The organism is Scytonema sp. NUACC21 (assembly GCF_054684315.1).
Genome location: NZ_BAAFZH010000014.1, coordinates 1 through 13,167, shown reverse-complemented (window position 1 = coordinate 13,167; position 13,167 = coordinate 1). Strand labels below are relative to the sequence as shown.

Here is a 13,167-nt window from a genome sequence, read left to right as displayed (position 1 = left end):
GTTCAGCCCTGAAGAATGATTGAAGGGATTGGTTGAGTTGACGGACAGAGAGAAACCTGACTGTCCGGGAGACTGGGAGTTTTTATAGGTAAGCCCTTGGTTATTATCAAGTGTCATCGGATTTGCGGTCTTGTGGATAAACGACTTTTTATGGTGTTATTCACCTAGGAGTCAACTATAAGCTTGACTTTGCCAGAGTAAATGGCATTGTGTATTGTTCTTTCTAGTTCCTACCTCAGAAGGATTAGAGGTTGGAAAGTTTGCGATTGGGTGTACCATGATGGTATCCAGCTACACAATTAATTGAGAGTGAAGTATATTTATATTCACTTAAAATGGATTTGTATAACCTCCACCAGACATTGATATTTTCACGGCTCTCTTGCTGATTTTGCTTAGTATACCTTTGGTCTCTCCAATAATCCCTCCGCGTTTGTAATAGTGATTCCCATTGGAAATTAAGGCTGACGCAGTAGCTATTGTTTTTTTTTCTGCTAAGAGTTTCACGAACTTGTGTTATTTGGTATAAATTTGAATTATTTACAAACCTCAACCACTGGTGTAACGAAAATTTTCCAGTTTCCAGATTGCCTCCTCGAAGTAATTTTAAGTTATTAGGCAACGCGACTTCCTGACATAACTGCATGATTCGTAGAGGTTTACCATAGTAAGTCTCTTTTGTCATAACAATTTGGGCGATAGGATTTACCATTATGGATGAATGCAACTTAAGACACAAAATTTATTTTCTACTCACTTATCTTTGAAATTAGAGACAACAAAATCCCCTCTTTTTGCTGTAACATATCTTAGCTAACAAGGTATCTGATTTGGCTAAATATGGGGAGTACATTGTGACTCGGAGATTTTACCCGTTCCACAATTAGAAGATCTACCCCTCTCTTCCAAAGATTAGCGCTCAAACATACATCAGCAGAACCTCCACTTAGCACATCTATGTCAGCTACCTGTGAATTGCAGCAACATTTTACTTAGGAAGATTCGTCCATAGGATGTATGACCCCTGTGAACTTAGCACGCAGCCGATAGCGGCAAAATTCTACCTTAAGGTTAGCTGCCTAACGAGAGTCCAAACTGTGTTCAGCATACACTCCAAAGGGAAAACCCTTCAAACCGTATTCTAAAGTAGCAGTTTCCACCGTTTTCTTTAGTTCATCTACATCACCGCTCTTGTTGTTTGAGTTATCCGGAAATGAAAAATTCATGCACTCAAGTCGAGCGAGTGCTGCGTTTAGCCGAATACTAAGTAAGCTACAGGCGTGTTCCGACCCGAACTCTACTGTCTGATTGTCTAACATCTTGCACCCCATCATGAGATGGTAGAGCCTCGTCAAGCAATACCCACGGTCAAATTTATAGACGAATACTGTCAAATTTATGAAAATGTATTTCCGGAGGTGAGAAGTTTTGAAGCTTTTAAGTACCTACACATGGGTATGGTATCAGATATAAAACGGAAAACTTTACCGTCGATAGCTAAAGTTGTAGGGCTAGATAATCATCAACCGTTACATCATTTTTTAACAGAATCACCTTGGAATGTAAAAGAATTAAGGAGACAAAGATTAGAATTTATATTATATATACTTCAAGGTCGCCCAATAGTGCTGATTATTGATGAGACAGGAGACAAGAAAAAAGGAAATACAACAGATTACGTTAAACGGCAGTACATCGGAAATTTAGGAAAAACCGAGAATGGTATCGTTGCAGTTACAGCATATGCAGTTTTATCGGGAATGACGTTTCCTCTAATATTTGAAGTCTATAAGCCGAGAGAAAGACTACAACCAGGAGATAAATATTTAACGAAGCCTGAAATAGCTGCAATGATGATAAAAGAATTGCGATCTATGGGCTTTAAGTTTAATCTTGTTTTGGCAGATAGTTTGTACGGAGAAAGTGGAAAAACTTTTATTCAATTCTTAAATGAATTTAATCTAAATTTTATAGTAGCAATTCGCTCAAACCATAAGCAATGGGGAGTTACAGACTCAAAAGTCAAGTACTTAAAATGGCAAAGATTTAAGCGTGTTTTCTCAGATTTAAGTTCGGAAGACAGGTATATTAGAGAGATAATATGTAGCGATCGCTCGGAAATTAGATATTGGCAAATAACAACGGATATTGAGGCTATTCCAAAAAACACGACTTGGTATGTCATGAGTAAATTCCCAGAAATTACACCAAGAGAGGTGGGGAATTTTTATGGTTTAAGAACTTGGGTAGAATATGGTTTAAAGCAGAGTAAAAATGAATTAGGATGGGCAGATTTTCGTCTCACTAATTATTCAGATATAGAAAAGTGGTGGGAAATAATTTTTAGTAGCTATCTATTGGTTAGTGTTCATTCTGAACAACTCCTGAAATTCCCACCACAATCTCAGTCTAATTTCTCATCTCATCCTTGGTGGAACAAAGGAAATGGTTGGAATAATATTCTTAACAACCTCCGTTTGGTACTTCAACCATTTGTACTATTTAATTTAATTAAGCCTTGGCTAAAGGTCTTTACAGTTCCTAAGTTAGCTGAGGGATTTTTTCAACTTCAAATGCTTGTTAATAATCTAATTTGCTCAATCTTTCAAAACTTCAATGTCCCTTATTTCCAATTTTCTTCTGCCTAGAGTGACAAAAGAGGGTTAATGGAATCAATAAATGTGTCTATCGTGTCAGTTTCCCGCTTTGCTGGTGTATCGCAGGTTGGGCAGGGTACGTTAACCCAGGTTTCCAGTTTTGCTAAGGGCGAGGGACCGCGCCCACTGAATTCAACATTTTCGGGCAACAATACAGGCAAGTCTTTGTCTGGGACTGGTACTGCCCCACAATTAGGACAGTGAATTACTGGAATAGGTGCGCCCCAGTACCTTTGCCGTGAAATCAACCAATCCCGCAAGCGATATTGTACTCTTGCTTTGCCAAAACCTTGTTTTTCCGCGTATTCCACCATCGCTTGCTTGGCGTCTGTGGATGCCATCCCATTAAATTGACCCGAGTTCACCACAGTCCCCGATTCCGTATATGCTGCCTGTAAAGACTCCTTAGGGCTTGTCTCTACATTATGACCGGGTGGCACAATGACCACTTTGATGGGCAAATTTTTTTCTTTAGCAAATTTAAAATCCCGTGTATCGTGGGCAGGAACACCCATGACCGCACCTGTACCGTATTCATACAGTACGTAGTCAGCAATCCATATGGGAATTTCTTCGCCGGTAAATGGGTTGATTGCCTTACCACCTGTAGGAATACCACGCTTCGGTTTATCTTCGGCAGTACGTTCCAATTCGCTTTGGTTGGAAACTTCTTTGACAAACGCTTCTACAGTTGCTTGCTGTTCTGGAGTTGTGACGCGCTGTGTCAAAGGGTGTTCTGGGGCTAGCACCACATAGCTAACACCATATACGGTATCTGGGCGAGTGGTATATACACCGATTTTTTCTTCCATCCCGACAATAGGGAATTCTAAATAAGCCCCTGCTGACTTACCTATCCAGTTCGCCTGCATCAACTTGACTCGTTCGGGCCAACCTGTCAACTTATCGAGGTCGTTCAACAACTCTTCAGCATAGTCGGTAATCTTCAAAAACCACTGCCGCAAAAGTTTGCGCTCAACTTTTGCCCCACTGCGCCAAGAACGTCCTTCGCTATCAACTTGCTCGTTAGCGACAACAGTTTGGTCGATAGGGTCCCAGTTAACCGCGGCTTCTTTCTGATAAGCTAAACCAGCTTGAAAAAATTGTAAGAAAATCCATTGCGTCCACCTGTAATAATCAGGAGAACAAGTGGCAACTTCGCAATCCCAGTCTATGGAAAAACCCAAGCGCTTTAATTGCTGACGCATTTGGGCAATATTTTCATAGGTCCATTTTGATGGTGCTATACCCCTGTCGATCGCGGCGTTTTCTGCTGGCAAACCAAAAGCATCCCAACCCATTGGATGTAAGACCCGATACCCTTGCATCCGTTTGAGGCGGTCTTTACCGTCTACGATGCGCTTGACCAAACGCCCCGCGAAGTGCAAGCTTTGATGGAAAAAGCAATTGCTGCTCGAAATACGGCCTATGCTCCTTATTCGCGTTTTCGTGTGGGTGCCGCTTTGCTTTTGGATAACGGGGAAGTAGTTGTGGGCTCCAACCAAGAAAATGCAGCCTATCCATCCGGACTTTGCGCTGAACGTGTCGCTATTTTTCAAGCGGGTGCATTGTATCCCAATGCTGTCATTACTACGCTGGTCATCACCGCTGCTTCTGAAACCAATCCTACGCTGTCGCCAATTCCACCCTGTGGGGCATGTCGTCAGTCGATAGCCGAGTACGAGTTTCGACAAGACACCCCCATCGCCATTTATTTTATGGGTGAAAAAGGGGTGGTGTATCAATCCGAGTCCATTGCCAATTTGTTGCCACTGACTTTTGATAAAACCTCCTTGTAAACTAAAACGATGTAGTTAATATTTCACCCTCTAAACGGTTGCTAAAAACTATATTTTTAGGGGATTTAATTTTTAGTTCTACAATCATTATTCTATTTTTGCATTCCGATTATTCCGTGATTTAAAGAATTTCGCATAATCGTGCCCACAAAATTTTGTAAAACGCAGTAATTCAGTCAAAATGAAAGAAATTACCAAAGAAGTTTACCTGCAATGGTATGAAGATATGCAGTTCTGGAGAAAGTTTGAAGACCGTCTCGCTGCTGTGTATATTCAACAGAAAGTTAGAGGTTTCCTTCACTTATATAACGGACAGGAAGCGGTATTAGCTGGTGCTTTGCACGCGATGGATTTATCCAAAGACAAAATGATTACCGCTTACCGTAACCACGTGCAACCCATTGGAATGGGCGTAGATCCTCGAAGAGTTATGGCAGAGTTGTATGGAAAAGTTACGGGAACATCCAAAGGGATGGGAGGTTCGATGCACATTTTTTCCAAAGAACACGGATTTTATGGAGGGCACGGTATCGTTGGGGCACAAATCCCAGTGGGCGCTGGAATCGCTTTTGCCGACAAATATTTTGAAACGGGTGGAGTAACGCTAACCTATTTTGGAGACGGTGCAGCGCGTCAAGGGTCACTTCATGAAGCCTTTAATATGGCGATGAACTGGAAATTGCCCGTAGTTTTTATTTGTGAGAATAACGGGTATGCCATGGGAACTTCTGTAGAGCGAACCGCAAATCATACCGATATTTGGAAATTAGGATTAGGCTACGAAATGCCTTGTGGTCCTGTTGATGGGATGAATCCTGTTAAAGTGGCTGAGGCTATGCATGAAGCCATCGAACGAGCTCGTCAAATAATCCAGGTGGAGATTCCACACACACCAGCAGTAAAAATCCGGAAGGATGGATCTCGCCAGCACACAGAGGAAAAAGTTTTTCCGGGCTATGTGCTTGTAAGGATGCTGATGGATGATGACACCTGGCAGGTGGTACGAAACACCTCCCACGTCATTAATTTTGTGGGAGCAGAGCAAAAACGCGGTACTGGTAAAGGTCGCGGCCACGTTAAACCGTTACCTCTGAGCCATACAGAAGTAGAAAGAATCTTCAAGCAGACCAGCGAACAAGAGCCAGTTGTCAAAATTGATATGGCTGCTGGTGATAAGATAGTCGTGCTTTCAGGTCCATTTAAGGATTTTGAAGGTGAGGTCATTGAAGTCAGTCCGGAACGAAGTAAGCTAAAAGCTCTGCTTTCGATTTTTGGGCGGGATACACCAGTAGAATTGGAATTCAATCAGGTACAGAAACAGAGCTAATCAAACATGGCGAAAAAAGTAGTCGCGGTCATTAAGTTGGCCCTCAATGCTGGGAAAGCCAACCCAGCACCGCCAGTAGGCCCTGCTTTGGGTCAACATGGCGTAAACATCATGATGTTTTGCAAGGAGTACAACGCTAAAACAGCGGACCAAGCAGGAACGGTCATTCCGGTGGAAATTTCGGTTTATGAAGACCGGAGTTTTACCTTCGTTCTCAAGACTCCACCTGCTTCAGTACTCATTACTAAAGCAGCTAAAATTGCTAAAGGCTCCAGCGAACCTAATAAAAAGAAGGTCGGTTCTATTAATAGAGAGCAATTGCGGCAAATAGCCCAAACCAAATTGCCTGACCTCAACGCCAACGATATCGAAGCGGCGATGAAGATTATTGAAGGCACTGCAAAGAATATGGGCGTAACGGTTACAGATTAGTTATGTGTCATTGGTCATCGGTCATTAGCAAAAAGATAAATGACAAAGGACTTTTGACAAAGGACAAAACACAAAATTTATCGGGGGAGAGGCGGTAGCTTCGCGATTGACCCCAGGAGAAAAAAATGGCGAAAAAATTATCGCGCCGCCTACAGGCGCTTCTAGAAAAAGTAGAAGATAGAGATTATCAGCCAATAGAAGCACTAGCGCTTCTGAAAGAAACTGCAACAGCAAAGTTTCCTGAAGCGGCTGAAGCACACATCCGATTGGGAATAGACCCCAAGTATACCGACCAACAACTGCGGACAACAGTCGTACTGCCCAAAGGAACGGGGCAAACAGTGCGGGTAGCAGTGATTGCTCGAGGGGAAAAGGTCACAGAAGCCAACAATGCAGGTGCTGATATTGTTGGTTCAGAAGAACTGACAACCCATATTGATATCAACGGTATCAGCTCCTTCTTCAACTGCTTTCACCGCTGCTTCTGCCAAAAAATCTGGGCGACAGTCAAATAACTGAATGCTAATTGGTCGCTCATTGGGGTCTACCTCCATGATTTTGGGTAGCTGCTTAACATAATGTAAGCCTGTTGCATTTACCATCTCCGTGTACATCATTGACTCAGGGGCATAACGTCGCACCAGCCGACGAAACACTAGGTCGGTGACTCCTGACAAAGGCGATTGGAGAACTCGACTTTTGACTTCCACCGAACCAATTTTCAGAGGAGTTGAAAGTCTCACTTTTAAACTTGGAGATAGCGTAACCATAAATCATGCCAGGGCATACAAGCTTTTCTATTGTACTAGGAAGATTGTTACCGGGTGGTAACCACTAATCAATCTCAAAAGACGGCAAATACCACATGGGCTATACGGTTCACCCTAATTGTTTCAAGTATTTATTCTCATACATTAGATGAGAGTAAAGGCAATCAGTCCGTCAGCAACCCCCAAGAGGTTCTAAAAAATGAATCGATATGCACAACTTTTTCAGCTACTGGCTTTCAGCACTTAGGCACGGGCTTTCGGCTTATGACGAGTGACTGAATACTGATAGCTAAACGCTGAGTTGGAATAGCTAACCGATTTCAGAGGCATAACCGCCCTAACAAAGTTCGGAAAACCACCCTTCATGGACTGGCTACATCGGCTCAGTATATATATCAGCAGTACGCCAAATCATAAGGAATTCTTGCTGGACTGGCTGCTTTTTAACTCAGTTAGTTCAAAATTTAGTCCTTTATAGTCTCTTTAATTTTCGTGTAGTTATACGGAGCCAGCACCTACAATGGCAAAAGTAGTTGGAATTGATTTAGGTACTACAAACTCCTGCGTAGCAGTTATGGAAGGTGGTAAACCTACGGTTATTGCTAACGCAGAAGGTTTTCGGACAACACCCTCGGTTGTTGCCTTTGCAAAAAATGGCGATCGCTTGGTTGGGCAAATTGCAAAGCGCCAAGCGGTGATGAACCCCGAAAACACGTTTTATTCAGTAAAACGCTTTATCGGTCGTAAATTTGACGAAATTACCCACGAAGCAACTGAAGTTTCTTACAAAGTGCAGCGCGATAGCAACGGGAACGTCAAATTAGACTGTCCCCAAGTAGGTAAGCCCTTTGCTCCGGAAGAAATTTCGGCACAAGTTCTTCGCAAGCTAGTAGAAGATGCTAGTAAGTACATTGGTGAAACTGTAACCCAAGCCGTTATTACAGTTCCTGCATACTTCAACGACTCCCAGCGCCAGGGAAAAACAATCTACACCCATTGGACGCGGCCGTGGCTACCGATTTGGTTTACCCAATCAGGAGTACTATTTCAAATCGGGCGCCGAAATGAAGCAATTGTTTGCCGATTTTCCTGAAGCCATCACCAATATTGCAGAGGTCGTCGATAAAATTGAAATTTACGATCTAGCCCGTGAAGTGCTTTTGCCCAAATTTGAAATCCCCAAGGAGTTTGAAGACCCTTTAGACACAGACGATGGCGGGAAACGCGGAGAAAATAATTATTTGCGTTTTCTAACCTACAAAGGGGCCGAAAAACGCTACCCTGAACTCACGGAAGAAATTCGCGAACGCCTCGATTTTGAGTTGGCTACTATTGAGCGAACCGGGTATCCAGGGTACTTTTTGATTGTGCAAGATTTTATCGCAGAAGCCCGTAGAATGGGAGTTTCTGTGGGGCCAGGCCGTGGTTCAGCCGCGGGAAGTGCTGTGGCCTATTGCTTGGGAATTACCAACATCGACCCGATTGCCTACGACCTACTTTTTGAGCGTTTCTTGAATCCTGATCGGGTGTCCATGCCTGATATTGATATTGATTTTGATGACGAAGGCCGTAGTAAAGTTATGGATTATGTTATCCAAAAATACGGTTCCAATCAGGTAGCACAAATCATTACCTACGGGACCATGGCCGCCAAATCCTCAGTGCGCGATACCGCTCGGGTATTGGATTTGCCCTTGTTTGAAGCCGATAAAATAGCCAAACTGATTCCGAATAACCTGAATTTGGCCAAAATTTTCTCCTTGGAAAATGACAAACTCAAGGCCGCGTTACGTGCCGATGAATTTGATAAAGTCAAAGAGCTCATTGAATTGGCTAATGGGGGCGATTTAAGTTCCGAAACCATTCAACAGGCGAAAGTATTAGAAGGAAATTTAAGAAATACGGGAATTCATGCGTGTGGAGTGATTATCACCCCGAGCGATATTACCGATTATGTTCCTGTGGCAACGGCCAAGGATTCTGAACTGTTTGTGACTCAATTTGACAACTCGGTCGTAGAAAGTGCAGGGTTATTGAAAATGGACTTCTTGGGGTTGAAAACGTTGACCCTTATCAAAGACACCTGTAAACTGGTGAAATACCGCACCGGAATCGAGTTAGATCCCGATGCTTTCCCCATTGATGATGTCAAAACTTATGAGTTGTTCCAGCGTGGGGAAACGGTAGGGATTTTCCAATATGAATCGCCGGGAATGCAAAAGTATATGAAGGAGTTAAAGCCTACGGTTTTTGGGGATTTGATTGCGATGAATGCCTTGTATCGTCCGGGACACGCACACCCCTTAATGGCATTATTGGTTTTGCTCAGGTGCTTGAGGCATCGCCAAACATGACACAGAAAGACCGAGAAGCAGTTAGAATTATCCACGAATGTGGGACACATCTGTTGATGCTGATCGATGACATTCTCGACCTTTCAAAAATTGAAGCTCGTACATTAGAATTGGTTGCGACTAATGTACATCTGCCCACTTTCTTACAAGGTGTCACCGGAATTTGCGGTATTCGAGCCGAACAGAAAGGGATTGGATTTAACGTCTTAATAGACCATCGCCTACCAGTTGCCATTCAAGTCGATGAAAAGCGGTTACGGCAAGTGCTGATTAACTTACTAGGCAACGCTATCAAATTCACAGACACTGGTAGCGTGACGTTTAAAATTGATGCGATCGAGCAAGAGGTTCAACAAACGATAAATGAGACTACACAAATAACACATCAGACGATTCGCTTCCAGATTGAAGATACTGGTATTGGGATGTTACCAGACCAACTAGAGAAAATATTTTTGGCTTTTGAGCAAGTAGGTGATGCAGGACGGAAATCTGAAGGTACGGGCTTGGGATTGGCAATCAGTCAAAAAATTGCCACATTGATGGGCAGCCAAATTCAGGTGCAGAGTCGCCTGGGTGGAGGAAGTCTATTTTGGCTGGATTTGACAGTAGCAGTACCAGTTTCCCATGACTGGCATATCTATACCCAATCTGAGCCTCAGCCGCTATCTGTTAAGAATGAGCAAATAGATAATAGTAACTTGATTGTACCATCTCAGGATGTTTTGCAACAACTTTATCACCTAGCGATGATGGGAGATATTCCGGCGATTGAGGGAATGATAGGAGAGCTAATTCAGCAAGACAGTCAGCTAACTCCCTTCGCAATTGAGTTGAGCAAACTTACTGCCAATTTCCAAACCGCAAAAATCCGTAAGTTCCTAAAATCATTTGTAACACCGGAGTCATTTCCATGATGAACGACCCTCTGTTGAAGCCCATCCATATCTTGTTGGTGGACGATAATCCAAATAATCTTAAGGTGCTATCTGAAGCGATTTTAAGTTGTGGTTGGAAAGCACTTATGGCAACGGATGGAGAGTCGGCGATCGAACAAGCAGAATACGCCCATCCCGATCTCATTCTCCTCGATGTCATGATGCCCGGTCTTGATGGATTTGAAGCTTGCCGTAGGCTGAAAGCGAAGACTATCACTCAGAATATTCCGGTCATTTTTATGACTGCCTTGTCCGATGTCACAGATAAAGTGAAAGGACTGGAACTTGGTGCAGTTGACTACGTAGAATTACCCAGTCAGTTTATGGAAAACTGGTGCTATGACAGACCAACATTATTTGGTATGGCAAAGCACTATGAAACGGGTGAGCCTCTGCCAGAGCATTATTACCAAAAGCTATTGGCAGCAAAGAATTACATGACTGGTAGTGCCATACTGCGACAAATCCACTTTAGTCTTCTTGACATAGAACTGCATCACCGCTATCGCCCTGGTAGCGGTGAAACTCCCAAGGATGTGCGCGATCGCTTAGCTAAGACCACAACCGTCCTGCCACCATTACCCGAAGATTCATTTTTGTGCGCATTTGCGCACATTTTTGCCGGGGGCTATGCAGCGGGTTATTACAGCTATAAATGGGCTGAAGTCCTGAGTGCAGATGCTTTTGCTGCATTTGAAGAAGCTGGTCTTGATAACGAGCAAGCTATTACAGCAACAGGTAAACGCTACCGCGATACAGTCCTGGCGCTTGGTGGTAGCCAGCACCCAATGGAAGTGTTTAAGTCCTTCCGAGGTCGCGAACCCAGTACTGAACCTTTGCTCAGGCACAATGGTTTGGCTGTTGCGGCTTAACTGAAAAATCGTTGCTATGACACATAAAATGTAGAGACATTACACTTAACGTCTCTACATTTTTTCATCAGATATATTTAATTGAACGAGAACTGCTAGAACTTAGCTGTTTGCGAACTTAGATATCATAGATGAGGCACTCAGGCGCATTGGGATGGGTATCACAATACTGTTCTAAGGAAGTTTTGGGACGTAGGGCTGCTTTTCTATGAGATTTTTCTGCTTGTAACTCTTCCACAATATCCCAAGCGACAGCACAATCGGTGGAACTATTTCCCTTCATTTCACAAGCAGCGCGGGCTTGCTCGATCGCTTCTTGAATAGCTTGTTCTAAACTTTCGTATCCATTGGTGAAGTTTACAGAGGAGGGATTAACGCTTTCCCAGTTTGCGTCTACAATTTTAGGCATGAGTTTCTCAATGCTCTCATTTTCAGTTGAACAGTCAGCACAGAGTTCTTGTCTCTTCAGCTGACACTTCTAATATACGCAGCAGCCCCTGGAAATATAGTGTGCTAAACCGCAATTTTGTTGGGATATTTTCCCTATTGCCATTAGCAATGAATTTAGTTAATGGATAGTAGTTAGTGGTTACTAGTGTTTTTATTTACCACTAATGTACAGACGCGCCATGGCGCGTCTCTACTATCAAACGTGAACTACCCACACTACCGAAAAGCGCGGTAAGTGATGGGCTTCGAGCTTCATAGACCGTTGCCTTTAAATCTGGATTCTGATGTTATCCTGTGTTCTGACACTGGAATTATTGGGTAAAGTGCTATCTGGGGTAATTTGGGCAAGAGCACAATTCACAGAGGCGATCGCTCCTCCAAGAATTACGCAACTCGCCAGCGCCAATTGACTGCCCCAATTCTTCCAGCTAGTAATCATCTGGTAAACTTGCCTTAGTAAAGAAACAGTCGTTATACCGTTTCACTTTAATCGCGATACATTGAAATTCTGTAAAGACGCTTCAAACAGCGCGTCTCCACATTATCGATTTTCGTAAAATGGTATTAAACGAACTACAGCCAACTCTGGATACAGAATATAAGGGCAGAAAAACGTAGGATTGCCAGAGATAGTTACAAATCGTTACAATACACATTGTTCGGCTCACCTCAAAGCCGCTCTTTTCCAAAGGTTTCCAAAAAATCATGCTGATTGTCTTTCATCTTATTTCTCCTTATATAGAATGAATTGTTCTGTTATCGATTGCTAAATTGTTTGTAATTAGTGACTAAACCATTGTCACTTCAACAAACGATTCGTTTGTTTTTTGGAATCAACTGTATATTGCTAATTCCAATTTCATTTTCTGAAATTAAATTTAGTATTGCAAGGGGTTGAAACTTCTTATTTATGCATAAGTAAATGAGTTATGTTTTCATTTATCATTAAATAGAATTGGTGGGCACTGCCCACCCTACTTTTACTTCCCTCCCTCACTCCCTCGCTCTCTCCCTACTTTTAAGGTGCTTCGCCGCCAACTACGACGTCACGAATTCGCAGACTCGGACCACCGCAACCGACGGGTAAACCGTTTTGCCCGCCTTTGCCGCAACCTCCGGACTCATCCCAGTAAAAGTCATTACCGATCGCTTCAATATCTGCTAGGGTTTGGAAAACATTACCTGAGAGTGTCACATCTTTCACGGGTTCGGCAACTTTACCGTTTCTAATCATCCAAGCTTCTCCCGCACTAAAGGTGAACATTTCCCCATTGGTCATACCACCCAACCAGTTACGGGCATAAACTCCTTCTTTGATGTCGCTAAATAAATCCTCAACGGGTGTTGTACCCCGTTCGATCCAGGTATTGGTCATCCGTACAATTGGGGGAAAGTGATAGTTGAGGCACCGTGCATTACCCGTAGGTTCTTCATCCAATTTGCCTGCTGTTTCTCGGGAATGCAAGCGTCCCACCAACACACCGTCTTGAATCAGCTGTGTTGCCGTTGCTGGTGTGCCTTCGTCGTCGTAAAAATAGCTACCTCGGTGCCCCTCTGGCGCAGCACCA

10 protein-coding genes and 5 pseudogenes are annotated in these 13,167 nt (G+C 43.2%); 9 read left to right on the top strand and 6 right to left on the bottom strand.

Annotated features, from left to right (window positions below; translation table 11 throughout):
* Positions 1-1,079: 1,079 nt before the first annotated feature.
* On the bottom strand, positions 1,080-1,319 hold the full coding sequence (locus tag ACYRY3_RS00895) for a hypothetical protein (RefSeq protein ID WP_460199974.1): 240 nt from the start codon (positions 1,317-1,319) through the stop codon (positions 1,080-1,082).
* Positions 1,320-1,337: 18 nt separating this feature from the next.
* Here ACYRY3_RS00895 and ACYRY3_RS00890 point away from each other — a divergent pair, with 18 nt between their 5' ends.
* Positions 1,338-2,648, top strand: a complete 1,311-nt coding sequence (locus ACYRY3_RS00890; RefSeq protein WP_460199973.1) for an IS701 family transposase — start codon at positions 1,338-1,340, stop codon at positions 2,646-2,648.
* A 20-nt stretch (positions 2,649-2,668) separates the two neighbouring features.
* On the opposite strand, the pseudogene leuS reads toward ACYRY3_RS00890, so the two are convergent.
* A pseudogene (gene leuS, locus ACYRY3_RS00885) lies at positions 2,669-4,045 on the bottom strand (leucine--tRNA ligase); the annotation flags it as partial.
* Between the two features lie 6 nt (positions 4,046-4,051).
* Here leuS and cdd point away from each other — a divergent pair.
* From cdd to ACYRY3_RS00865, 4 genes and pseudogenes are all read left to right on the top strand, one after another.
* Positions 4,052-4,456 carry a cytidine deaminase gene (gene cdd, locus ACYRY3_RS00880; protein ID WP_460199972.1) on the top strand — a complete coding sequence of 135 codons (405 nt, stop codon included), beginning with the start codon at positions 4,052-4,054 and terminating at the stop codon, positions 4,454-4,456.
* 181 nt (positions 4,457-4,637) lie between these two features.
* The gene (gene nusG / locus ACYRY3_RS00875; RefSeq protein ID WP_460199971.1) at positions 4,638-5,783 is read left to right on the top strand and encodes a transcription termination/antitermination protein NusG; all 1,146 of its coding nucleotides are present in this window, start codon (positions 4,638-4,640) and stop codon (positions 5,781-5,783) included.
* Positions 5,784-5,789: 6 nt separating this feature from the next.
* Positions 5,790-6,215 carry a 50S ribosomal protein L11 gene (gene rplK / locus ACYRY3_RS00870; protein WP_460199970.1) on the top strand — a complete coding sequence of 142 codons (426 nt, stop codon included), beginning with the start codon at positions 5,790-5,792 and terminating at the stop codon, positions 6,213-6,215.
* 125 nt (positions 6,216-6,340) lie between these two features.
* A pseudogene (locus tag ACYRY3_RS00865) lies at positions 6,341-6,652 on the top strand (uL1 family ribosomal protein); the annotation flags it as partial.
* On the opposite strand, the pseudogene ACYRY3_RS00860 reads toward ACYRY3_RS00865, so the two are convergent.
* Positions 6,641-6,985: pseudogene (locus ACYRY3_RS00860) on the bottom strand (tRNA-dihydrouridine synthase); the annotation flags it as partial. The pseudogenes ACYRY3_RS00865 and ACYRY3_RS00860 sit on opposite strands and share 12 nt — an antisense overlap.
* Before the next feature lie 520 nt (positions 6,986-7,505).
* Between ACYRY3_RS00860 and ACYRY3_RS00855 the strand changes: the two are divergent.
* The 4 genes and pseudogenes from ACYRY3_RS00855 to ACYRY3_RS00840 form a co-directional block, all read left to right on the top strand.
* Positions 7,506-7,961: pseudogene (locus tag ACYRY3_RS00855) on the top strand (Hsp70 family protein); the annotation flags it as partial.
* An 88-nt stretch (positions 7,962-8,049) separates the two neighbouring features.
* Positions 8,050-9,339 carry a DNA polymerase III subunit alpha gene (gene dnaE, locus ACYRY3_RS00850; RefSeq protein WP_460199969.1) on the top strand — a complete coding sequence of 430 codons (1,290 nt, stop codon included), beginning with the start codon at positions 8,050-8,052 and terminating at the stop codon, positions 9,337-9,339.
* Positions 9,264-10,256, top strand: a pseudogene (locus ACYRY3_RS00845) (sensor histidine kinase); the annotation flags it as partial. The gene dnaE and the pseudogene ACYRY3_RS00845, both read left to right, overlap by 76 nt.
* A complete protein-coding gene (locus ACYRY3_RS00840; protein WP_460199968.1) occupies positions 10,253-11,149 on the top strand; it encodes a response regulator in 897 nt (298 codons plus the stop codon). The pseudogene ACYRY3_RS00845 and the gene ACYRY3_RS00840, both read left to right, overlap by 4 nt.
* Positions 11,150-11,267: 118 nt before the next feature.
* Here ACYRY3_RS00840 and ACYRY3_RS00835 read toward each other — a convergent pair whose 3' ends face one another.
* From ACYRY3_RS00835 to ACYRY3_RS00825, 3 genes are all read right to left on the bottom strand, one after another.
* Positions 11,268-11,558, bottom strand: coding sequence for a CP12 domain-containing protein (locus ACYRY3_RS00835; RefSeq protein WP_460199967.1), 291 nt, complete (start codon positions 11,556-11,558; stop codon positions 11,268-11,270).
* Positions 11,559-11,867: 309 nt separating this feature from the next.
* Positions 11,868-12,038, bottom strand: a complete 171-nt coding sequence (locus ACYRY3_RS00830) for a hypothetical protein (protein WP_460199966.1) — start codon at positions 12,036-12,038, stop codon at positions 11,868-11,870.
* 579 nt (positions 12,039-12,617) lie between these two features.
* Positions 12,618-13,167 (bottom strand): TldD/PmbA family protein (locus ACYRY3_RS00825; protein ID WP_460199965.1); only part of this gene is annotated, 550 nt, incomplete at its 5' end.